The sequence below is a fragment of the Nostoc sp. LEGE 12447 genome, from assembly GCF_015206985.1.
Lineage (GTDB): Bacteria > Cyanobacteriota > Cyanobacteriia > Cyanobacteriales > Nostocaceae > Nostoc.
This window is the reverse complement of record NZ_JADEXT010000008.1, coordinates 152,935-176,470: the sequence shown is the minus strand read 5'-3', so window position 1 is coordinate 176,470 and position 23,536 is coordinate 152,935. Positions and strand designations below refer to the sequence as shown.

Below are 23,536 nucleotides of genomic sequence, written 5' to 3'. Positions count from 1 at the left end.
GCAGAGGCGCAGAGAACGCAGAGGTAAGAGATTCATCTTTATGAAATTGGTTCTGAGATGATAAAGCCTGAATTGGACAATTTACCTGTACCCTAAAAATAGATGATTAGCTACGCGCCATCGCTCACTACAAGACTGTTAAAATAAATCCATAACTACTTGATGCCGTATCCATTCTATGACCATAGCTCAAGAATTAGATGATCAAAAAGGCATCTGCCAAGATGTTATATTTCCCCCTGGTGATCTATATAGTGATGAGCCTCCCTTGGAAAGCGAACTTCATCTACGGCAAATAATTCTACTGTTGACATGTCTGGAATGGTTGTGGCGAGACAGAAATGACTTTTATGCGGCTGGAAACCTGACTATCTACTATAGTCCACGCCAACGCAAATCAGAACACTTCCGAGGACCAGACTTTTTTGTAGTGTTGGGAACTGAACGCAAAACCCGTAAAAGTTGGGTAGTGTGGGAAGAAGATGGCAAATATCCGAATGTAATTCTAGAAATTTTATCTGACTCAACAGCAAGTACTGACAAAGATTTAAAGAAAACAATTTATCAAGATACTTTTCGTACACCCGATTATTTTTGGTTCGACCCTTACACACAAGAATTTGCAGGATTTCATTTAATAGATGGAGAATATCAACCTCTACAACCAAGTGAAGAAGGATATTTGTGGAGTCATCAGCTAGGGTTATATTTGGGACTTTATCAGGGACTATTGCGGTTTTTTACACGAGATGGGCAACTAGTACCAACACCGGAAGAAAAGGCAGAACAAGCCGAACAAAAGGCTGAACGTTTAGCAGCAAAACTACGGGAGTTAAATATAGATCCAGATACAATTTAGACCACAGCTATTTCATTTAGGATAGTGTTGCGCTAAAAAGTCCTCAGCTTCAGTCTTATATTTAATTACTCCATCTAAGGTAGCAGCAAGTATATCATCTAATATTTGTCGATACAGTGGCCCTGGTTTGTAACCAAGTTTCTTTAAATCATTGCCATTCAACAGTGGCTGCACATTCGCCCAAACTGTTAAATATTCCCAAATTTGATGTCTAATCTCTTGCGGACTTTGTAAAGCAATTAAAATCAGCATTGGTAAATCATATTGTCGCAACAACTGTACTACTTGACTGGGGTGTTGCAAAGTGGGTAAACATTCCATCACTTGACTAAAGCTTTGGACTAAGTTCTTCAACCTAACAATGCTATCCTCTTGTAATTGCAAATTTTGTGCTACTTTCACCCGATATTCAGGTGCTAGGTGGGCGATTAATGATTCTAGACGCATTTGCCAGTGAATGATAGTTTGTTCAGCATCAAATCGCCGCAAACAACGTTCTAATAAACGTAATTGTCGCAAGAGTAAACCATCGAGTTTGAGGGTAGGATGGATACATTGCAATGCCCCTAAGTTATCGAGCAACTGCAAAGCCGATTTCCAGTAGGGCGCTTCTAGGATGTGTTTTAATTCTGTTTTTAGTCGAGTTTGTAGGGCTGGGGTTTTGGTATTCTCTTGGGAAGTGCGATCGTAAACACCACTGTTGATGGCATAGCGAATAAACTCTTCCGTTTGCGGTTCAATTTCAAATCCGAAACGCACGGCAAAGCGCACGCCGCGATAAATGCGGGTGGGATCTTCGATAAAGCTGTTAGGGTGTAAAACCCGAATTTGTTTAGCTTGTAAATCGAGTAAACCGCCAAAAAAATCGAGTAATTCACCAGAGCGGGGAGAGGTGAGCCGCAAAGCGATCGCATTAATGGTAAAATCTCGACGATACAAGTCTTGACGAATGGAACTCGCCTCAACTTCTGGATTCGCCGCCGGGTAAGGATAAAACTCTGTTCTAGCCGTGGCAATATCTACCCAAAGAGAATCTAATTCTGGGTCTTTGTGCCACAACAAAGCAGCAGTTTGAAAAGCCCCGTGGATTTCTAAACGAGCCGCAGGGTAAAGTTGTTGGAGGGCTTTTGCTAGTTCCACACCAGCGCCAACATCTGCTGATTTGTGAAAGCCATCAACTACTAGGTCAATATCTTTAATCATCAAAGTGTCCGATGTTGCTTCCGCTAACAGCAAATCCCGCACCGCACCCCCGACGAGATAAAGATGCCAACCCCGTTTTTCCGCTTCTTGCGATGCTGTGGTGAGTAGTTGCCATAATTGAGGAGCAAGGCGATTTTGCAACTCAGTGCTAAGAGGAATTTTGAATTTTGAATTTTGAATTTTGAATTTTTCCTCTCCCCCTTCTCCATCTTCATCCCTTTCTTGATGTAATTCCCGCAAGACATCAGTACGAGTGACAAGACCAACTAACTGCTCATTCTCTAATACTGGCAAGCGTCCGATATCATAAGTGACCATCAGCGCTTCAATTTGTGGCAGTGTTGTATCTGGTGTAATTGTTTTCAGATTTCTTGTCATATAGCCCTTGACTGGCGAATGACTAAATCCGTGGTGCAGGGCGATATCAAGATCCCGGCGCGAAATAATACCTACTAGTTGCCCTTGAGTATCGACTACAGATAAACCAGAGTGTCCATAGCGCAACAAAATTCGCTGTGCCTCAGCAATTGTGGTTTCAGGTAGAATCGTGCGGACAGGAGAAGACATCAAATCCCTAGCGGTGGGGGGATGGGGAATTTGTGCTTTTACCCCCTCAAGGAGTTGTTTTAATATTGCTTGTGAATCAACTCCTCTTAGATTTAGCGATGCGGCTTGTGAATGACCGCCGCCGCCCAAGAGTTGGAATAATAGGTTAAGATTTGTTTTGGGAATTTGCGATCGCCCAATTATAGTTAAGCGTGAATCATTTTCACTCAAAGGATACTCATTAGCCAACAGAATGGCATCAATTTCGGTTAATTCCACGAGTTCTGAAGCCAAACTCGATAGCCCTGGCACAAAAGCATCTGTTTTCAAAATTACCCAAGCAATAGTATATCCACGTAGGCAAAGATATTCTAAATTTTCTAGAGATTCAGTTAATAACTGTTGCAATTGCAAAGACAAGCCAGGGTCACGGTAGGTAGAAATGACCGATAAACTTGCACCTTGTTGCATCAACCAAGCCAAAGCTAAGGCATCCCGTGGTGTGGATTGGTCAAAGGTCAAGGAGCCGGTGTCAACGTGGATACCCAAAGCCATCACAGTGGCTTCAGCAGAAGTCAAGGAAATTTCCTGTTGTTGCAATTGCTCCACAATTAAAGTTGTGGCGGCTCCTACCGAGGAAAGATGCGATCGCGTGGCAGGAATATCTGATTCTTGTCCTAAGTGATGGTCATAAACTATAATTTCTCCCAGATGGGGTAAATCTAACCACTCAGCAGCTTTACCCAAGCGATCGCGCTGTTGCGTATCCACCACAGTCAGAGAACGAATTTTTTCAGGATTCACCGAACGGCGTTCAATTAGAGGATATTCATCCCGATGTAATGCTAAAAAATCCCGTACAGGAGGATGAGAACCGCCAGTCAGCACAATCTTACTTCCCGGTAGTAAGCGCGTTAACCCTACTGCTGCCCCTAGTGCGTCAAAATCTGCGGTTGTGTGGCAAAGAATTAAATCCATAATTTAAGAGTCATTAGTCATCGGTACTTAGACAAAGGACAAATGACTAAAATGTTGCAATTTCTGCTAGCTTAAAAATAATAAGAAAGTGTCAGTGTCGCCCTTTAGGATATTCTATCCTTAGTATTTCGCTGTATTGGGAGAAGCAAAAATGACCATAATATTCCAATTTGCCTTGATAGGTCTAGTCCTATTGTCCTTTGTCCTGGTTGTAGGCGTTCCGGTTGCTTACGCTACTCCCCAAAATTGGGTTGAATCTAAAAAACTACTCTGGGTTGGTTCTGCCGTCTGGATTGCTTTGGTCTTTTTAGTTGGTTTGTTAAACTTTTTTGTCGTGTAGACGACGGCTTTGCTCTGGCGCAGGCACATAATATAAGAACTAGAGGGGCAGAAAAGCCAAGGTCAAAGACCAAAGGAGAAAAGAAGAAATTTTTTCCGATTTCCTTTTTTTTAACCGTGCTTTCCTGCTCCTCTACATTTAAATAAGAAATGTATATTGGCCAGAACTATAGTTGATTAAGAGGCAGTCATGGCAGTTTTCGAGGGAACTTTTACCCAAACGGAGCCTTTGCGGTTTGCAGTGGTGATTGGTCGATTCAATGACCTTGTTACCGGAAAGCTGCTAGAGGGATGTCAAGATTGCTTGAAACGCCACGGTGTAGATCCTAACCCCCAAGGTAATCAGGTGGACTATGTTTGGGTTCCAGGAAGTTTTGAGGTACCTTTAGTAGCTCGCCAACTAGCACTTTCCCATCGTTATGATGCTGTAATTTGTCTAGGTGCAGTCATTCGTGGGCAAACACCCCATTTTGATTATGTATCCGCCGAAGTTTCTAAAGGCATCGCCGCCGCTAGCTTTCAAACTGGAGTGCCAGTAATTTTTGGCATTTTGACAGTAGATACTATGCAGCAAGCCTTAGAACGGGCAGGTATCAAAGGTAATCATGGCTGGGATTATGCCCTAAACGCCCTAGAAATGGCAAGCCTGATGCGGCAATTGCGTTCTAACCTAGCAGAGCCATATTCTCGTAATAGCCAGTCTTTGCCAGCCTCTTTTCAAAGTGCCAGCATTGGCAATTTAACGGCGGAGTCAGAAGAACTGGGCTAAATGAGTCATTAGTCATTTGTCCTTTGTCATTCACCAATGACCAATGACCAATGACCAATGACCAATGACAAATTAATAAATAAAGGGGTTGACAATCAGAGATAAATCTGAGATATTGATATATGGCAATTGATTGCGGGTGTAGCTCAGTGGTAGAGCGTCACCTTGCCAAGGTGAATGTCGCGCGTTCGAATCGCGTCACCCGCTTCCAACTAAAACCTCTTGAAGTTAAAAATCTCAAGAGGTTTAGTGTTTTTAGGGTGCATTGAAGTTTTTGGCGATTCGCACTGTATTCCTCTGAATCGTTCCAAATTTTTATGAATTTCATAGATAGCTAGAATATAAAGTAATTTAGATATGGTGGAACTGTGTATTCGTGAATAGATTTTACCCATCTAGTAAAACTTGTTCAAATTATGGGGGAATTCAAGGGTCTTAGTCTCTCAAAACAGGTTTATGTATGTCAGCAGTGTGCTGACACTTCTGACTAAGATTTCACACTGAGCGTAGCCGAAGTGTTAAATACATCTAAAAACCCTGAAACTTATGCACGGATAGCTAAATCGTGTCTCGACGTTAAGGGATAACCGCTCCTATGCTCCCATTCAAACGTCAAGTAAAATCTAGACGAAGCTAGATTTTATCTAGTAGAAGGAAATTTTAAATAAGATTGTCAGCTTCGGGGAAAGACTACAAATAAAAAACTCCGTACTGATATGAAAATTAGGATATTTAGAGTCTGCTGCATCTACTGTTTGCAATCATGGCGATATTTGTATTGCCAGTATATGTATATAAAGAGAGCAATCTATAGTAGCAGAAGCTTCTATTGCATTTACCAAAAGATTATATTGTCGTAGTTCGTGTAAAACACGCTCAAGTTACTAGAACGCTTGTGCAATCTCAAAAACCCGAAAAAATAGATTTCAATGCTGAATACCCCTGTCCCTGTCGTCGCCGGGGTCAGTTAATTCCGATTACGTTGACAGAAGCATTTGGTTGCGATCGCTGTCAGCAAATCTTTGTTGTAGAAGATAATGGTCATGTCCTAGAACAGCTTTCTACCACCTATCCCTACAAACGGGCTTGGCGTTGGATGGGAAATAGTTGGCACGTTGTCCATCCCCGCTTGGGAGAAAGCTATCTGCCTATAGCACTTGGCATTATTTTCGTGCTAGTGATTATATGGCTGCCATTAGCACTGCGATTAGCAAATGGTTCCAGCATTATTGCTTGGGCAATGGTGGCGGTGCTATTAGCTATTCTGCCAGCATTAATGGTCTGGCTTACCTACAGACGTTAACTCAATGACTGTTGAAGTTTTAGATGACCACCCCGAACCGATTACTAGTGCCCAACGAGCCTATCAAGCTTCCCTAAAGTTGGGGATCACAAAGGGAGCAGACCGAAGTCGTGCAGTATTGGCGATGGCGCAAGCTCTTGAGCGCTCATTTGACGACATTCTAGAAGCCAACACGCTGGATTTAGAAGCCAGTCGAGAAATGGCAGTGCCAGAGTTGATATTGGACTGGCTGAAGCTGACTCCCACAAGGCTAGAGATGACAGTAGATGTTTTACAACGGTTAGGGGAATTATCAGATCCGCTACGGCGCGTCAGAACGGCTGATTATCAACTGGAAGATTCCCAGAGTTACACCCAGTTAATGCCTTTGGGAGTGATTGGATTTATTTATGAAGCCTTTCCCGATTTAGGAGCGATCGCAGCAGGTTTTTGTATTAAAACTGGCAATAGTATAATTCTCAAAGGCAGTACGGAAGCTAGCCATTCCAACGCCGCCATAGCTGAGGCACTGCAAAATGCGATCGCAGAAGTTGGTCTAGCTCCCGGCTGTGTAGAGCTGATCACAGCCGAACATGGTGCTTCAATTCGGGATTTAGTCACCCAAGACCAGTACGTGAATCTAGTTATTCCCTACGGACGTTCTAGCTTGGTACAGCAGGTAGTACGACAGTCAACTTGCCCAGTCTTAAAGTCCGCGATGGGTAACTGTTATCTCTACTGGTCGCTAAATTCCAGCTTAGAAATGGTGCGCTGGATGATTCTTGATAGCCATCAAAGTGAACCCGATCAAGTTAATGCCATTGAAAAGGTACTCATTCACCGCCAAGCCTTACCATCATCCTTAGCAGTTCTGTGGAACAGCTTGATGGAAAAAGGCTTTGAAATTAAAGGGGATGCAGAACTAGTACAAGCCTTTCCCCAGTTGCAGCTGGTGAAGGAGGGCGAATGGGGAAATCCTTATTTAACAAAAACAGTAGCTTTTAAACTTGTAGATAGCTTAGAGGGTGCGATCGCTTGGATTAATGAACACAGCAGTGGTCATGCTGACTCCATCGTGACTGAATCCTACCAAGAAAGTCGGCAGTTTGCCTTGGGAGTTAACAGTGCCTCTACCTACATCAATACTTCCCCGCGTTTTTCCCGCAACCCTTCGCGAGGAGATTCAGTGTTTCTCGGTATGTCTAACCAAAAAGGTCATCGTCGAGGATTTATCAGCCTAGAAACTTTGACCACCGTTAAGCACATTGTTCAGGGAAATGGCAGGTTTTAAATAATTCGTAATTCGTAATGGGCTACGCCCCGCTTCTCTACGAGACGCTACGCGAACGCTAACGTAATTCGTAATTTGTAATCTGTTTTAGTTGGGGTCTAAATTCCCAATGTCCCAATCCAATCTTAAACTTAACAAAATCTTAATTTCTGCTTGATCCGAGTTTGCTAGGTTCCTTGTGTTTGGTTGAGCAGCAATTAGGAGACAAGTTGAATCAAGCCATTACCTGTGCTTTTCACAACTGACTCTCCTAAAGTTTGCCAACTGTATTTACATCTGGGTAGAGGTGAATATGGAACTTATGGATGGCGGACTGCTAGCAAATCGGTGCAGACGGCGGAGTTTTTTGTTGGGTGCAGGATTCTTAACTGGGTTAACAATTGCTAGCCAGTGGCATCCGGTATTGGCTAGCTCAAGGTTTTCTGGTTATCCGTTCAGTCTTGGTGTTGCCTCTGGCGATCCTTTGCCGGATGGTGTTGTTATTTGGACGAGGCTGGCTCCAAATCCACTTTCTGGAGGTGGAATGCCAGTGGTAAATGTGCCAGTGCGGTGGCAAGTTGCCCTTGATGAAAATATGAAACGGGTTGTGCGGCGAGGAACAGTGCTGGCAACACCAGAGTTAGCGCACTCAGTCCACGTTGATGTGCGTGGGCTAGATCCTGACCGTTGGTACTGGTATCAATTTGAAGCGGGTAGGGAAGTTAGCCCCATTGGACGGACTCGCACAGCACCAGCATTTTATAGCTATACCCAACAACTAAACTTTGCTTTTGTCTCCTGTCAAGACTGGCAAAATGGCTACTACACGGCTTATCGCCATTTGGCTGAAGAAAACCTCGACCTTGTAGTTCATCTAGGTGATTACATTTACGAATATGGGCCACAATCTGGTGGTCCACGCCAGCATAACAGTCCAGAAATCATCACTCTTGCAGACTACCGCGATCGCTACGCCCTGTACAGAACAGACCAGAGTCTCCAAGCTGCTCATGCTGCTTTTCCCTGGATTGTTACTTGGGACGATCATGAAGTTGATAATAATTATGCCAACTTAATCCCCGAAGACAACCAAACTAAAGAGGCTTTTAGAAAACGCCGAGCTAATGCTTACCAGGCTTACTACGAACACATGCCTCTACGTCAGTCTTCGCTGCCTAAAGGCCCAGATATGCTGCTTTATCGGCGGTTGACTTTCGGTAATTTAGCTGAGTTCAATGTGTTAGATACCAGACAGTACCGCACTAACCAACCTTGTAATGATGGACTTAAGCCTCGCTGCCCAGATGCTTTTGATTCAAATGCTACCATGACCGGCTCAGAACAAGAGCAGTGGCTACGAAAAGGATTAGATCAGTCGCGATCGCGCTGGAATGTGATTGCTCAACAGACCATGCTAGCCGAGTACAATTTCAATGGTAATCCAGGCGTAGGTGTCTTCAATGTGGATCAGTGGGACGGCTACGTAGCTGCACGTAATCGGCTCTTGAGTTTTCTAAACCAGCGCAAGCCTTCAATCCAGTGGTGATTACCGGAGACATCCATTCTAGTTGGGTACACGATCTAAAGCTTGATTTTAATAACCCCAATTCAGCCACCGTAGGTACTGAGTTCGTAGGAACCTCAATTACCTCTGACTTTCCCACAGCATTTATCGCTCCAGTTCAAGCTTCACTAAGTAACAATCCCCATACCAAGTTTTTTGATGGTGCTTTTCGGGGATATGTCCGTTGCAACCTTACCCCACAACGCTGGCAAAGTGACTACCGCGTTGTATCAAGCATCGTTGACTTGAATGCCTCTGTCAAAACTCTAGCTTCGTTTACAGTCCAAAACGGACAACCAGGAGCGCAACTGAGTTAACGTGAGTTTCGATCAACCTCTCCTTGACTTTAACTCAAGTTCAAGTCTCTCCCTCTCCGACTCGGAGAGGGAAGATTTTGCATAGTAAAACTAGGGAGAGGTCTTTGTAGTATGAAATATGACTTTAGATTATTCAAGCCAGAAGCGATCGCTTATTAAGCGTTACAGCGAATCAATTTTCATTAAAAGTTATTTGAGAATTTCTTTGCAATACTTAACTAACTTCTAATTAAAAAAAGTGAATATAGATTAACAATGATAACTAACATCATATTTTATTAAGTTCATCAGGCTAAATAGAGAGTATGCTTAACAATTGAAGTCTAGTTGACAATTTAAATAACTAGGTGCAAACAAACTTAAATATTTGTTGAGTATTTTGTACTTTGCCATTTTTTTAAGTATTAAATACTAAAAAACAAAGTTTATTGTGTCAACTTACTAACTAGGTTATCAAGCGAGGTGGTGAAAATCCAACCTAAGCCAAATACTAACAACAGCGAAAACAAAAGTAAACTTAACAACAACTACGTAAGATGATAAGAAAAATTTTGCTGACTGTATCGGGATTGGGACACGCAGAAGAAATGCTCAAAACCCTGAGAGAAATCCCTTCAATTGAATCTGCGAAAGTTACAATTTTGCATGTTGTTCAGGCACAAAATACTGCTGCTACCATGACAACTAAATGGGAAAATGGTGGTAAAATTCTGGCTAATGCCATTCAAACTTTGAACTTAGATCCTAGCCAGGTTTCTTCAATTTTGCGCGAAGGCGACCCCAAAGATGTAGTTTGCCAAGTAGCTGATGAAATCGACGCTGACTTGATTGTTATGGGTTCACGCGGACTGAAGCGACTACAATCTATTTTATCGAACTCAGTTAGTCAGTATGTTTTCCAGCTATCTTCTCGCCCCATGTTGCTGGTAAAAGATGACATTTATGTGAAAAAAATTAAGCGCATTATGGTGGCAATAGACAACTCTGATTCTGCAAAAAACTGCTTGAAATTGGCACTGTTTTTACTGCGAGATATTCAGGGAGGCCAGTTAATTTTGGCAAATATTAGTACAGATTTAGGTGGTAAAAAATCGGAAATAACCGAGGTTAACTCAGATAAAAATCCAGTTTTAGCAGCCGCAGTTGCAGAAGCTCAAAAACAAGGTATCCAATCTCGTGCTTATATCAGCAGTGGGAAACCTGGTGAAGAAATTTGTCGGTTAGCAGAAGAATTGAATATAGACTTATTATTGCTCGGTTCTCCAGATCGTCGTCCATCCATCGCTAAGAGTTTTGTTGATATAGATCGACTCATCGGATCTTCCTTGTCTGATTATGTTCGAGTCAATGCCACTTGTCCGGTATTATTGGCGCGGACGATCGCTTAAACTAAGCAATGCTGAGTATTAGATTTGTTGTAATAAGATACTAGAGAAGCAAGATTTTCTTTCTAATACTCTGTACTCATACTATTTTTGTTTGAAGCTGCGCTTATGTGACTGTAGGGGCAATCCATGAATTGCCCCTACAGAAATGCTACCAGTTAGCGGTTGATAAATAAAAACCCCCACATTACTAGTGCAGGGGTTATTTATTTTATACACAAATTCTTAACTATCTTTTCCACCTTGGCGGCTAGCAGTTTGGATGTACAGAATGAGTAAAAATACAGTGGGAACTAATACGAACAAAATGCTCGCTACGAACCCCAGGTCATTAACTTGCATGGCAAGAAAGCCTCTCTTAAATTTCCAGTCAACAACATTAGGATACCATTATCAATGACAGAGTTAGCCCAAATTTTTTACTTTCTCAAATGCTAACCACGGATGATCCCAAAAAACTTAAGGCTTCGTAACTACGCTGACTGAGCCATTCACTAAAGTTTGACAGGCAAGGCGGTAATTTTCTGGCTTTTTCTTGAATTTCCGGTTTTCTACTTCTGTGCGCGGGGAAAGATTTTCTAGTCCTTCGACTATTTCAACAATGCAAGTACCACATTGACCATTACCGCCACAATTGGTCATCTTGCCAATGAATGTATATATATCAATGTCATTTTGCATGGCTTTGAGTCGGAGATTGGCACCATCTGCCGCCACTACTTCTTTATTCTCTTTAACGAATTTGATATTACCCATAACTGATTCCTCCTTGACTCTAAGCTTGGCTTTCAAGGCTTCATATTGACATGGCTTGATTCACATCTTATTTATTATATTAAAACATTACAAAATATTAATAAATGTTAACTTTAGAAAACATAGTTCCACAAAAAAATAGAACAGGTATATTACCTGTCCTATAAATTGAAAAATAGATTAACTTACCTAAATCCCACGGCTGCTTGCCAAACGAAAGCAAGCAACAAGAAGAATACAGGGATGACTGGGAGAACGTCTACCAAAGGATCGAAGATTTGGTAAGCTTCAGGCAGTTTTGCTAATAAAAGTGCTGCTTCCATGTTTGTTTAAATCCACCTATCCAACACAGCTTTCATAATTGAGAAATATCTTAACATGGTTTGGTCATTGGTCATTTGTTATTAATACCCTATTCTTCGATTCTCCACTCTTCATCTCCACTTTCTTCGTTGAGCCAGTGGCCAAATTCTGTGGTGAAGCGATCGCTCAATATTGCTTCTCTAATCTTTTGGGTAAAGCGAATTAGCTCGGTAATGTTGTGAATGCTCAACAACGTATAAGCTAAAATTTCTTGCGATCGCACCAGATGAGATACATAAGCACGGCTAAAATTTTGACAAGTGTAGCAGGGACAAGTTTCATCTAATGGCGTAAAATCTTCACGAAACTTAGCATTTTTTAAATTCCAGCGTCCGCCCTGGACTATTGCCGTTCCATGTCTTGCCCAGCGAGTGGGAATTACGCAATCAAATAAATCTATCCCAGATGCGATCGCGATCGCCATTTCCCGATAAGTACCCACGCCCATCAAATAACGCGGCTTTTCGGGAGGTAAAAGCGGTGCTGTCACTTTTACAATCTGAGCCATCAATTCTGGCGGTTCTCCCACACTCACGCCACCAATGGCATATCCAGGCAAATCTAACTTAGCCAAAGCTTCAGCCGCACGGCAACGCAAATCCAAATACACGCCCCCTTGCACAATCCCAAACAAAGCCTGCTCACTACGTTGATGAGCCGTTATACAGCGTTCTAACCAGCGATAAGTCCGTTCAGTAGCAGTTTCCACCTCTTGGCGAGTCGCTGGGTAAGGCGGACACTCATCAAAGGCCATGATCACATCTGCCCCTAAAGTATTTTGAATTTCAATAGAGCGTTCTGGTGTCAAGTTAATAATTCGTCCATCATGTGGTGAGCGGAAAGTTACACCTTCTTCAGTAATTTTTCGCATCTCACTTAAACTGAACACCTGAAACCCACCAGAATCTGTGAGCATTGGGCCGTTCCAACCCATAAACTTGTGTAATCCTCCACCCCCAGCCACGATCGCTTCACCTGGTTGTAGGTGAAGATGATAAGTATTGGATAAAATCATTTGCGCCCCAGTATCTCGTAACTGGGCTGGGGTGATAGTTTTGACATTTGCCAGCGTACCCACTGGCATAAATCTGGGGGTTTCTACAACCCCGTGAGGAGTGAAAAACACTCCAGCTCTAGCTTTTGTCTGACTACAGCAAGCAAGACATTCAAAGGAAAAATTCGCACTCATGCCATTTTAGATTTTTGAAGATGCGCCTATTAGGACTTAAGCAAAACTATACGATGTAGGGGCAATTCATGAATTACCCCTACATCAATGCCGCTAAAGGCGGCAAGGCAGAAGGCAGGAGGCAGGAGGGAAACCTCTCCCATAAAGGGAAGAGGTTTGAACAAGGACACATCTTTTATCGTGCGACGCATCTCACAAAGAATGTTTTTAATTTTTTTGCCCACAAGGGGAGCCACTGCGGTCTTGGCTCGTAGTCAAGATGAGCAAGTGGCGTGCAAGGTTTGTACCTTTTTCTTCCTTCTGCCCTCTGCCTCCTGCCTCCTGCCTCCTGCCTCCTGCCTCCTGCCTCCTGCCTCCTGCCTTTCTTTTATCAAATTGGTATAGTAGTCGCTATTTTAAAAAGAATCAGAACAGTCATCGTCAATTTCTGCATCCCATCTGGCTGAGAGAACTTGCTCCATCATCGCTTCTATGGCGCTGACATTGAAGGTTCGCTCTCGTCGCTCTTGTATGGGGGTTGAGCGGGGAATCAACCGCAGACACACTCCTTCTTGCATCAAATCGAAGTAAGTTTCTTGTTGCGATGACTGTTTGAGTTCCAAGTAATCAAAACTACAAACATTCAAATATAGCGCATGATTAGCCACTAAGGTAGACCTTTGTGGATTAGCAAAAACTTCCATCACATCCCCTTCACCCTCGCTCAGTACCTTATCTTCTTGGGTGTAGATGTAGTGGACTCGACCTAAATCTGCCAGCAATCGCCGGATGTCGAGCTTATTCACAATGATGCCCGTGTTAATAATGCACGGAGCTGGTATCCTGGTGTCGGGTAGATGGTGACTCATAGGAAAATAGCGATTGAGCTAAGGAGAGCGATAACAGAGCTAAACTGTCAAAATTGAATAGCTTGTTTACTCCCTACATTTAAAAAAATATCAATTTTGTGGGGCAATCGTCTAACAATTTGAAGTAAGTTTTGAGTTAACGAATACAAAACACAAATTTTGATTCCTGATGGAATTTTAATTTCCTGAATCATTTTATTTTTGTATAAAAACTACTCAAAATTTTTTATTTACTACTTAGACCAGCATAACAAAATTTTCAGTGATAATCTCTAACAGAAGTAAATCTTATCTAAAGCTTTAAAGTGTACTGATGTTCAATTGTAGTCAAATTATGATGATTATCCAGCAATTAGCCAAATATTAATGTAACTACGATGACGAAACAGCAACAGTGGTGGAAAAAGCTGCTGTTAAAGCTGGCAGCTAGTATTATATTTTACACAAGTATTCCATTGCCGTATTTGAACGGATTAGATTTTCAGGGAGTGGCACGTCTTGCTTCGCTCGTAGGGTTAATAATTGGGGGAATTTTAGGGTTACTGGATACGGGGATGGATTATCTTGGGATGCCAATGTTAACTCGTAGTGCTTTGGTAGTAAGTATTTGGATTGCCATAACTGGAGGACTGCACTTAGATGGGGCAATGGATACTGCCGATGGTTTAGCAGTAGGCGACCCAAACCGGCGGCTGGAGGTGATGGCAGATAGTGCTACAGGTGCATTTGGAGCAATGACTGCGATCGCCTTGGTGCTACTCAAAATAACAGCCTTAACAGATATGCCAGAAAACCGTTGTTTGTTACTGATGGCGGCTTGTGGTTGGGGACGCTGGGGACAACAGGTAGCGATCGCACGATATCCTTATTTAAAACCAACTGGCAAAGGTGCATTTCACAAACAAGCCATTCGTTCTTACAAAGATTTGTTACCAGGATTGTTTTTGCTCTTGGGTTTGAGTGGTTTACTTGTGCTGATAGATAAACAGCAATTATTTCTGGCACTGACAATGATAATTGCTGGAAGTGCGATCGCCACTTTAACTGGTGCATGGTTCAACCACAAATTAGGCGGACACACCGGAGACACCTACGGCGCAGTCGTCGAGTGGACTGAAGCCTTATTTCTGTGCGTATTGACCGTTTTTTAATCAATGGGGGAGTGGGGAGTAGGGGAAGAATAACTATTAATTATTGATCAATGCTTCATGCCCAATGCCCCATCCCCAATGACAAATGACCAATGACTACTTCATTTAATCGGTTGCAGCTTTGTCACCTTGAGTTTAAAAGTCCCAACCCCTGTTTCCCCAAAAGACCGGACACGAATCACATAATTCCCTGTCTCTACGATGCGGGTAAATAGTAGGGAATTGCTACTACCATCGGGGCCATCATCATTTTCTGCCAGAGTCGATCCATCAGGTGCTAGCAGTGTGATAATGCTGTCAAAATTTTCAGATGACAGGTCAACTGCTAAATTATCGCCCTTTTGTAACTTCACAGTATAATCACGAGCAAACCCACCTTGACCTGTGGGAATGTCTTTATCTGAGAGGCTATCGGAAAGTTCAGTACTGTTAGATAAAGGAATTGGACTATACAACTTATTTTGAGCAAAAGCTGCGCTTGTACTTACACCTATTGCCAGCAATGTGGCAGGAATAATTATGAGTTGTTTTAAACCCGCCGCAAAAACTTTATTCATACATTTCAAGCAATTTTTTCCACAAAAATAGAGTAATTCGGTCGATTTATGCGCTTATCTGTTCAATTTAGCTCATTAATTTGGGATTTATCCGTCTTTAACGGCAGTGGCTACTGCTACTAATCCTAAGACCACTATTCCATACTGACGAAGAGTTTGCACAGCAGACCTGGCAGTAGCACCAGTAGTATAAATGTCGTCCACTAACAGCACAGGAACATTTGGGGGGCGATCGCGAAATTCTTGTCCGACAGCAAAAGCTTGAGCCAAGTTTTTTTCTCGCTTAGATACCGATAAACCAAATTGCGCTTCAGTTTCTCGGACTCTGGCTAAACCGTTTAGTTTCAATTTTAATCCAGTTATTTCACAGAAGCTTTGTGCTATTAGTGCAGCTTGATTGTATTTACGTTGCTTTTGTTTGCTAGGGTGCAGTGGAATGGGAACCACCACAGGCTGGCTATCTCGCTTAGGTGAATTTAACAACCATGCTTCTCCTAACCATTGACCCAAAGAGCGAGCTATTTGGGGTTGATTTTCGTATTTCATCACAGCGATCGCTCGTTTCACTGGGCCACCATACTCCCCCCAGCCAAACACTGGTATTGGCCCTTTCCATAGAGACATTGGGTCTTTACGTTGACATTTTTGAAGTTGTCTGGTGCAGTTGTGACAAAATTCTTGGGAAGTTGCGCGTTGGCATAGTGGACAATGGGATTGGAGAAAAAGATTAAGTAAGCCTGTGAGATTTTTAATCCAAGCGTGCATTTAGAATTGTCCTTTGGCATTAGTCACTTGTCCTTTGTCACTTGTCCTTTGTTCTTAGCTAATGACCAATGACCAATGACTAATAACCAATGACTAATGACTTAAAATACACGCGATCGCAGCGTGTTGTTTCTACTCCCGTTGATGGAGTGTAGCCGTTGCTTTCATACAGCTTGACTGCTTCCACCAAAACACTGGCGGTTTCAATCCAAATTTGCCCAAAACCACGCTCTGCGATCGCTGCTTCTAGCTGTTGTAACAAATATTTCCCTAATCCCAAACCCCTAATGCTGGGCAAAAGATACATTTTGCGGATTTCTACAGCTTTTTCACCTCGGTGTATGGGGTAGTATGCCCCAGTTCCTACTAACTGGCTTTGGTGTTCAATTACCCAAAACTCCCCCCCAGTAGCTAAATAATATTCCTCTACTCGCAATACATCTCGGTCAGCGCCGTTGGGTTCCCAACCCAGACCGTATTCTGATAATACATAACTAATGACTTCGGCGGCTCTGGTGCGATCGCTTGCGACCCAATCACGAATTATAAAATCTTGATAATAGTTTTTCATTACCATTTGCTGGTCAAGTTTACACAGAAAATTTTCTGGTTCTATATCCCAATTTACCCAGCAAATAGCAATTCTTGCATGGTCATTTTCAGGCGGTACTCTCAAGATGTCAATAAAGGAACAAGGAGAGGGGAATTATCTTCCCCTCCCCTTGTCTTTTTACCAAGGATAATTCAGCGATATAGTAGCGAGCGCTGACATTGATTTTACGACTTGATATCAGTCTCTATAACCTGTCCAAGGGCCCCAGATAGCTAAAGTAATACCAGGGCTTTGAATGTTAACGAACAAAGTATCACCATCGGGTGAGAAGCAGGCTCCAGCAAACTCACCAGTTTGGAGGGCGTTACGTGCAAATTTGTAGATTTCACCACTGGGAGTAATACCTATCAAGAAATTGTCACCGCTTCCGTCCTCACAGAGGATAAGATCGCCAAAAGGTGCAACGACTAGGTTATCGGGCATATCAAGTTCATCTTTAGATTGAGACTCGACAAACAGTTCAATTGTCTCTTGACCCGGAATGTAGCGCCATACCTGACCACCCCCTACAGGGCCGCCACTTGTAGCAGTGAAGTAAAATTCACCTTTGCTCTTCCTGTCATCCTTGCTGTTTTTGTCTTTCTTGCCCTTGTTGTCATCGTACCAAATGCCTTCCCCACGGTTAAACCGGGCTGCACCTAAGCTACGACCTTGGACTCTGACATTATCTACAGTAGTAGGGTTTGGCTCAGGAATAGTTACCCAATCTACATCCCATTTCTGTCCAACTACGAAACCAGTAGTGGTGTTAACCTCTGGTTTATCCTTAATCCTCAAAGCTTGGAGAGTGCCTCCTGCCTTTAAATTGCCATACTGTTTCGGGATAAAACGATAGAAGAGGCTACTTCCACTATCTTCAGTCTGATAAACAATTCCAGTTTTAGGATCTACAGCTACAGCCTCATGATTAAACCATCCCATTTCAACTAGAGGTACTGGTTCAACAGGAGAGGTGCCTTTAGCTGGAACCTCAAAGTTATAACCGTGTGGCTTAGTGACTCCATTCGTCGCAGTCGGTATGGTTACATTTTCTTCGCAGCTAATCCATGAATCCCAAGGAGTTAGACCACCTGCACAGTTACGAATGGTTCCACCAAGAGAACTGAACTCTTGGATCAGTAGAGTCCTAAAAAAAGCCAGCATCTATATAGACAGTGAACCTGAATAGTCGAAGCTAGCATGATTAGAACTGTAATTAAATATTATTCTAACTTTAACGATCAAGAAATTTGAAAGGTTAGAAATACCTAAAACTTGTAGGGGACGGATTGAGAATATGTCCCCTAGTTACAGTGCAATACGTTTACTGTTAAAACTAAATTTGTAGTTTAGATATGGGATAGTTTTTGACAGCCAATTTTTAACTGACAATTCCTAGATTGCTATAAATTTCGATGAGATTGCCATCAGGATCGCGAAAATGAGCGGTGCGAATTCCCCAGTCTGGACGATCTTGCGGTTCTGTCACAACGATCGCATTCTGATGCTTTACTAACTCATAGACCTCATCCACGTTATCAACTGCGAAAATTAAGACAACTTTATCTCGATTGACAACATAAGAAGGCTGTTCGATTCTTGGGACAACTTCGGCCATTAATTCTTTTTTGAACAAACCCATCTTCAGATATCCGGTATTAAACTCAGCATATCCGCTATCTTCATCGCCCCAATCTACATCAAATTTCAGCAGATCCCGGTAGAACAGAAAAGAATCTTTGTAGTTGGAGACAAGTAGTCTCAGGTGTGTTAGCTGAAGCTTCATATCTGTTGCCTTAGTCTACTAACTGTGAATTCTAGGTTCTGGGTGCAAAGTCGCCAGCAACTCGCTTTCGACAATTGCTAATTCATCAAGCCGTTGCATGACAATTTCTCTGTCGAAATAAGTAGCAGCTAAAACCCAATATATACCGTAGTGACGCGCTTCGGATGCCATTAGGCCACGATAAAATTTTGCTAACTCTGGCTCTGGACAGTGAGCAGCTAATAGTCCCAGACGTTCGTGAGAACGAGCTTCAATTAAACCAGTGACTAGTAAGGAATCCAGAAATCGCTCAGGTTCTTTGGGGCGGACTTGAGCCTTTAAACCTGCGCCGTAGGGAGGCGGTGGTAAGGGAGCTAAGGGAATATTCCGGCGTTCTAACCATTGGTTAACTAGCTCAAAGTGTTCTAGTTCTTCACGGGCGATCGCAGTTAGTTCCCGCACCATTTTAGTATTGGAAGGGTAGCGAAACATCATATTCAAAGCCACACCTGCTGCTTTGCGTTCACAGTGAGAGTGGTCGAGTAAGATGATGTCTAGGTTAGCGATTGCTTGTTCAACCCAAGCAGAGCTAGTGGGCTGTTTTAGGACGTTGATAGTCGGTAACTGAGTAAGCACAGAGTCAATCAATTTTGGATTTTGGATTTTTCCATAGTTTAAACTAGTAGACCACCAAAGAAACTTTGCGGGGTTTATCGTCAGAAAATCAAGTTCTTTTCTCCCCCTGCCCCCTGCTTTTTCATTCCTGCTGCCGCCGTTCCTCCATATCTTGACTAGAAATCATACTATGGACTCTCTCTACATCTGCCATCATTAAAACTGCTCCCTGTATATCCATCCCAAGTAACGGCGTGATTGCCAGGTAACATTTTATTTGCCTACCTCGACGATTAGTAGCCTCAAGCATCATTTCTTGAAATTGTTTTTTACCAGATAGGCAATCGCGGATGGGCGATCGCAACTGCTCGACGGGTAAACCAATATCTAGGCTGAAGATAGACTTTCCTAGAACTTCATCAGTTCGCAGCCCCCATAAATCCTCTAACATGTAATTCCAAATTGAGATATTAAAGCTGCCGTCAATTACCACTATTCCAGTTTGGAGACTTCTGAGAATAGATATCAAAAAAATATTTGTGTGATTAAGTTCTGTGGTGCGTTCACTCAGTTCGTTATTAATTGTCTGTAATTCTTCATTAGTCGATTGGAGTTCTTCATTCATCGTCTCCAATTCTTCATTGGTGGATTGGAGTTCTTCGTTGGTAGTTTCTAATTCTTCATTGGTAGATTGGAGTTCTTCGTTAGTAGTTTCTAATTCTTCATTGGTAGATTGGAGTTCTTCATTAGTAGTTTCTAATTCCTGTTGGGAGCGTTGCAGAGCATCTTGGAGTTTAATATAACGGGTGACATCAAGAAAGGAGATGCTAACACCTAAAAAACTGGTGTCTGTTTCTTGCAAAGGTGTAATTCGCACATCTAGATATTGGGTTTCTGTGTTAGACAAATAGCGCTCTACATTTGTCAGGCTGACAGGGCGGCGTTCGGCATAAGCCCGTTCAATTAGCGATCGCAATTCAATCGGTCGATAGGAAAGTTCTAGATCCTGGAAAGGACGAGCTAAATCTTTGGGGGAAAGGGCAAACAAAGTCCGTGCCTGCTCATTCAGCATTACTAGAGAGCCATTGATATCAATGACTACTTGGGCAATTGGTGATGTGTCGAAACCCATGTCTCGCAGCCGCAAATGTCGAGACACACGGCTGCTAGATTCGTCATCTACTGAATTTGCCATAACTAGGAGGCGATCGCGTATATTAACCGACGATACCTTACTAAATATCCGGTTTTTTAAGTCTATTGGGGTAAAGAGACTAGAATGCATCAATAGCATCTCTGCTTTCCCCAAAAATAGATAACCAGTATCATTAAGTGCAAAATGAAACCGCGCCAGAATTCGCCCTTGAGTCTCAGAATTAAAGTACATTAATGTATTGCGACTAACTAGCAAATCTAAGCGCGAAATGGGCGCATCTTGAAGCAGATCGTGACGGCCAAAAATCACTGAGCGTCGTAGGTCTTGACGGAAGACATAGCGATTACCGACAATCTCAAAGTATTTCTGCCGCAGTTCATCAGATACCGCCTGGACATCTTTTGCTGAATACGTAGCTTGACGAGCTTGGTTGAGAGCTTCTTCATCTACATCTGTGGCATAGATTTTCACCCGTTGGCGAAATTCCTCTGCTCCCAATCTTTCAGCCATCAACATTGCTAAAGTGTAAGCTTCTTCCCCAGAAGCACAGCCAGCACTCCAGATGCGGATTTGGTCAGAAGTATTTTTATTCCTAATCAGATTAGGCAGTATTTCCTCTGCTAGGTATTCCCAAGCTGATGAATCTCGAAAAAAAGCGGTGACGTTAATTAAGATAGTGTTAAAAAGATAATTGAATTCTTCTGGATAAACTTCTAGGTAGTCTAAATACTCTTCAAAGTTTTCTATGTTCAATGACTGCATCCGCTTGCGGACTCGGCGCATCAAAGTCGAGCGTTTATAGCCTGTAAAATCAAATCCCCGGCTTTGTCTGAGATAAATCAGTAGATTTTCAAATTTGGGATCTCTGTCTGCGGAAGTCATAAGGTATAGCGTAGGGGATAGGGGGCATAAGAGTAAAGTTTTTATACTTGTCTACGAGTATCAAAGGCTTAAGTAAGTTGGCACAATAAAATCAAACTATGTAAAGAAAAATCAACTAGGCTAAAACCCTTATACCTGTAGCAAGATTGCCTATTGCCTTATCCCAACGACAATTATTTACGCGAACTTACTTATTAAAGGAGTTCTAAGCTTCATTAATGAGTATCAAAGACTCATTTTTATTCCAAAATATATTTCCTCTGCCCCCTAATTCTTAGCTTAGTTACATTCTCCCATGACTAAAGTCACCAGAGCCCTGGAGATTTCATCTAGGGGGAGAATAAAATCTACGTTGCCAGTTTGAACCGCAGCTGAGGGCATCCCGGAAAATTCGGCGGTCTTTACGTCTTGGACAATGACAGTACCACCCATTTTTTTGATTGCTTCTACTCCCATTGCGCCGTCGCTACCCGTTCCAGTAAGGACAATGGCGATCGCTCTTTCTTTGTAAGTGGCTGCAACCGATTCAAATAATAAGTCTGCCGAAGGACGTAAAAAATGTACTAATTTCGACTGTGATAAGGAAAGTGTGCCGTCATCGTTAACCAACAAGTGACGATTGGGTGGAGCAATGTAAGCCGTTCCTGGGGTGAGATAATCTCCTTCCTGTGCCTGCTTGACGGTAATATGCGTGCGCCGACTGAGAATTTCTGCCATGAATGACGGATGTTCAGGAGAAATATGTTGCACAATGACGATCGCGGCTGGGAATTCTGAGGGTAGAGTCGATAGCACTTTAATTTGAGCAGTCAGACCACCTGCCGAGGCTGCGATCGCCACAATATCAAAGGCAGCATTAGTAAAGTGGGGTGGATTATTCTTGGCATCTTCTGCCATCTGAATCATGATTTTTCAGCTGTAAGTACCAACCAAACTTATTATTTACAGGGAGCATTAATAAATTTACGACTGCTCATCTTTTCTTTATATAAATTGTACAGTATATTTAAACTAATTTTTTGCCTTTGTCTGTTAAGCTTGTTTGCTCATCTTCTTGCTCTAAAATGCGTTTTGCCTCCAAAAGTTGCTGCCTATGTTCGTCACTAACTATGGGGTATTGCAGATTGAGTTCTTCTAGTTTTGTGCAGATAATATTGGCGACTACCAGACGTGTAAACCATTTGCGATCAGCAGGAATAATATACCAAGGGGCCGATTTTGTACTAGTGTTATTAAAAACCTCTTCATAAGCATTCATATAATCATCCCAAAAAGCTCTTTCTTTGACATCGCTATCTGAAAACTTCCAATTTTTTTCAGGATATTCAATCCGTTCTAAAAAGCGTTTTTTCTGCTCTGATTTAGAAACATTAAGAAAGAACTTCAGAACGATCACACCATTGTCTACTAAATATTTTTCAAAATTATTAATTTCTTCAAAGCGTTGCTTCCATATCTTATTTCCATTAGGGAAATGAGGAAGTTGTTGCTTTCTTAACATTTCTGGATGGACACGAACTACTAGCGCTTCTTCATAATATGAGCGGTTGAATATCCCAATTCGACCCCTTTCTGGCAAAGCCTTCATTGTTCGCCACAGGTAGTCATGGTCTAATTCTTCTGCACTGGGGCCCTTAAAACTAAACACCTGAAATCCTTGCGGATTCACCCCAGAGGTCACGTGTTTAATTGTGCTATCTTTACCAGCAGCATCCATTGCCTGAAAAATAATCAGCAAGGCGTAGGTGTTCTGAGCATAGAGAATATTTTGGTAATTCGCTAATCGCTCAATATCTGCCTGTAATTTAATTACAGCATCAGCTTTTTCATTAAAATCAGCTTTATAAGCTGGGTCATAGTTTTTTTTCAGAGAAATTTTTGAACCTGGTGGAACAATGAAAGCATCGTAATTCATATATAAAAATTCCTAATATTTGCTTATATCCAAGCACATTGTTAATTATAAATTACTGAATATTATGATTTATTTATTAAATAATTTTGATTTAAAGTTCATAACTTTTAACAAATTTTCATAGCTATCCATTGGTCAGTAATGCTTTGAAGTTGAAGTGGGTGGAGGAAAAATGGTGAGGCAGGCATTGCTGTCGCCTTGCGTTGGAAAGCAACTGCCGAACCCGCATGGTAAATCATATAAGCGATGCCTAGGTTGGGCTACGCCTACGCAAATCGGCATTGTGGACGAGTTGAGATTCAATGACCCGATAAGCGTTTTTGGCTATCCTCCCAGCGATGTCTACGACGGGCTACGCCTACGCACTCTTACACTCTTCCCTAGCAGTCAAAACTTTGGCATAATCAGACATGGCCGCACCTAAACTGATATAAATTTTGCAAAGCTAATTAAAAGGTTTACGGCGACTG

Annotated in this window: 23 protein-coding genes, 1 tRNA gene and 1 pseudogene; 10 read left to right on the top strand and 15 right to left on the bottom strand. The window is 42.3% G+C overall.

Going from position 1 to position 23,536, the window contains the following annotated elements; all coding sequences use genetic code 11:
• Positions 1-178 precede the first annotated feature (178 nt).
• Positions 179-859 (top strand): Uma2 family endonuclease, encoded by a 681-nt coding sequence (locus tag IQ274_RS12120; protein WP_194142396.1) that lies wholly within the window; start codon positions 179-181, stop codon positions 857-859.
• A gap of 12 nt (positions 860-871) precedes the next feature.
• On the opposite strand, the gene IQ274_RS12115 is transcribed toward IQ274_RS12120, so the two are convergent.
• The gene (locus IQ274_RS12115; RefSeq protein ID WP_194142395.1) at positions 872-3,586 is read right to left on the bottom strand and encodes a CBS domain-containing protein; all 2,715 of its coding nucleotides are present in this window, start codon (positions 3,584-3,586) and stop codon (positions 872-874) included.
• Positions 3,587-3,737: 151 nt separating this feature from the next.
• Between IQ274_RS12115 and psbZ the strand changes: the two genes are divergently transcribed.
• From psbZ to IQ274_RS12080, 7 genes and pseudogenes are all read left to right on the top strand, one after another.
• The gene (gene psbZ, locus IQ274_RS12110; protein WP_012407095.1) at positions 3,738-3,926 is read left to right on the top strand and encodes a photosystem II reaction center protein PsbZ; all 189 of its coding nucleotides are present in this window, start codon (positions 3,738-3,740) and stop codon (positions 3,924-3,926) included.
• 189 nt (positions 3,927-4,115) lie between these two features.
• Entirely contained in the window at positions 4,116-4,694 is a 579-nt protein-coding gene (gene ribH, locus IQ274_RS12105; protein ID WP_094346524.1) for a 6,7-dimethyl-8-ribityllumazine synthase, read from the top strand.
• A gap of 135 nt (positions 4,695-4,829) precedes the next feature.
• Positions 4,830-4,901, top strand: a tRNA-Gly gene (locus IQ274_RS12100).
• A 688-nt stretch (positions 4,902-5,589) separates the two neighbouring features.
• Positions 5,590-5,997: a hypothetical protein gene (locus tag IQ274_RS12095; protein ID WP_041565838.1), complete on the top strand. Its 408-nt coding sequence runs from the start codon at positions 5,590-5,592 to the stop codon at positions 5,995-5,997.
• 4 nt (positions 5,998-6,001) lie between these two features.
• Positions 6,002-7,267, top strand: coding sequence for a glutamate-5-semialdehyde dehydrogenase (locus IQ274_RS12090; RefSeq protein ID WP_163928410.1), 1,266 nt, complete (start codon positions 6,002-6,004; stop codon positions 7,265-7,267).
• 292 nt (positions 7,268-7,559) lie between these two features.
• A pseudogene (locus tag IQ274_RS12085) lies at positions 7,560-9,127 on the top strand (alkaline phosphatase D family protein).
• Positions 9,128-9,663: 536 nt separating this feature from the next.
• Positions 9,664-10,515, top strand: a complete 852-nt coding sequence (locus IQ274_RS12080) for a universal stress protein (RefSeq protein ID WP_163928412.1) — start codon at positions 9,664-9,666, stop codon at positions 10,513-10,515.
• A 222-nt stretch (positions 10,516-10,737) separates the two neighbouring features.
• Here the strand turns inward: IQ274_RS12080 and psbM are convergent, their stop codons facing one another.
• The 5 genes from psbM to IQ274_RS12055 all read right to left on the bottom strand — a co-directional run bounded on the left by psbM (position 10,738) and on the right by IQ274_RS12055 (position 13,668).
• Positions 10,738-10,854, bottom strand: a complete 117-nt coding sequence (gene psbM / locus IQ274_RS12075) for a photosystem II reaction center protein PsbM (protein ID WP_012407089.1) — start codon at positions 10,852-10,854, stop codon at positions 10,738-10,740.
• A 117-nt stretch (positions 10,855-10,971) separates the two neighbouring features.
• Positions 10,972-11,268, bottom strand: coding sequence for a 2Fe-2S iron-sulfur cluster-binding protein (locus IQ274_RS12070; protein WP_114083568.1), 297 nt, complete (start codon positions 11,266-11,268; stop codon positions 10,972-10,974).
• Between the two features lie 185 nt (positions 11,269-11,453).
• Positions 11,454-11,591, bottom strand: coding sequence for a photosystem II reaction center protein K (locus IQ274_RS12065; protein WP_006195022.1), 138 nt, complete (start codon positions 11,589-11,591; stop codon positions 11,454-11,456).
• Between the two features lie 89 nt (positions 11,592-11,680).
• Positions 11,681-12,820: a tRNA guanosine(34) transglycosylase Tgt gene (gene tgt, locus IQ274_RS12060; protein WP_193949684.1), complete on the bottom strand. Its 1,140-nt coding sequence runs from the start codon at positions 12,818-12,820 to the stop codon at positions 11,681-11,683.
• A gap of 395 nt (positions 12,821-13,215) precedes the next feature.
• Positions 13,216-13,668, bottom strand: coding sequence for a hypothetical protein (locus IQ274_RS12055; protein ID WP_012407086.1), 453 nt, complete (start codon positions 13,666-13,668; stop codon positions 13,216-13,218).
• A 377-nt stretch (positions 13,669-14,045) separates the two neighbouring features.
• On the opposite strand from IQ274_RS12055, the gene cobS reads away from it, so the two are divergent.
• A complete protein-coding gene (cobS, locus tag IQ274_RS12050; RefSeq protein ID WP_194142394.1) occupies positions 14,046-14,819 on the top strand; it encodes an adenosylcobinamide-GDP ribazoletransferase in 774 nt (257 codons plus the stop codon).
• Between the two features lie 101 nt (positions 14,820-14,920).
• Here cobS and IQ274_RS12045 read toward each other — a convergent pair whose 3' ends face one another.
• From IQ274_RS12045 to IQ274_RS12005, 9 genes are all read right to left on the bottom strand, one after another.
• A complete protein-coding gene (locus IQ274_RS12045; RefSeq protein WP_194142393.1) occupies positions 14,921-15,376 on the bottom strand; it encodes a PPC domain-containing protein in 456 nt (151 codons plus the stop codon).
• An 87-nt stretch (positions 15,377-15,463) separates the two neighbouring features.
• Positions 15,464-16,141 (bottom strand): ComF family protein, encoded by a 678-nt coding sequence (locus tag IQ274_RS12040; protein ID WP_194142392.1) that lies wholly within the window; start codon positions 16,139-16,141, stop codon positions 15,464-15,466.
• 79 nt (positions 16,142-16,220) lie between these two features.
• Complete coding sequence (locus IQ274_RS12035; protein WP_194142428.1) at positions 16,221-16,712, bottom strand: GNAT family N-acetyltransferase; 492 nt, start codon at positions 16,710-16,712, stop codon at positions 16,221-16,223.
• 219 nt (positions 16,713-16,931) lie between these two features.
• Positions 16,932-17,897 (bottom strand): alkaline phosphatase PhoX, encoded by a 966-nt coding sequence (locus tag IQ274_RS12030; protein WP_194142391.1) that lies wholly within the window; start codon positions 17,895-17,897, stop codon positions 16,932-16,934.
• Positions 17,898-18,114: 217 nt separating this feature from the next.
• Positions 18,115-18,519, bottom strand: a complete 405-nt coding sequence (locus IQ274_RS12025; protein WP_163928417.1) for a VOC family protein — start codon at positions 18,517-18,519, stop codon at positions 18,115-18,117.
• Between the two features lie 18 nt (positions 18,520-18,537).
• Positions 18,538-19,134, bottom strand: a complete 597-nt coding sequence (locus tag IQ274_RS12020; protein ID WP_114083559.1) for a tRNA-(ms[2]io[6]A)-hydroxylase — start codon at positions 19,132-19,134, stop codon at positions 18,538-18,540.
• 121 nt (positions 19,135-19,255) lie between these two features.
• Positions 19,256-21,151, bottom strand: a complete 1,896-nt coding sequence (locus tag IQ274_RS12015; RefSeq protein WP_163928421.1) for a CheR family methyltransferase — start codon at positions 21,149-21,151, stop codon at positions 19,256-19,258.
• A gap of 279 nt (positions 21,152-21,430) precedes the next feature.
• On the bottom strand, positions 21,431-22,057 hold the full coding sequence (locus IQ274_RS12010) for a chemotaxis protein CheB (RefSeq protein ID WP_163928422.1): 627 nt from the start codon (positions 22,055-22,057) through the stop codon (positions 21,431-21,433).
• Positions 22,058-22,157: 100 nt separating this feature from the next.
• Positions 22,158-23,066, bottom strand: a complete 909-nt coding sequence (locus IQ274_RS12005; RefSeq protein ID WP_163928423.1) for a polyphosphate kinase 2 family protein — start codon at positions 23,064-23,066, stop codon at positions 22,158-22,160.
• Between the two features lie 172 nt (positions 23,067-23,238).
• Here IQ274_RS12005 and IQ274_RS12000 point away from each other — a divergent pair, with 172 nt between their 5' ends.
• Positions 23,239-23,490, top strand: coding sequence for a hypothetical protein (locus tag IQ274_RS12000; RefSeq protein ID WP_194142390.1), 252 nt, complete (start codon positions 23,239-23,241; stop codon positions 23,488-23,490).
• Positions 23,491-23,536 lie beyond the last annotated feature (46 nt).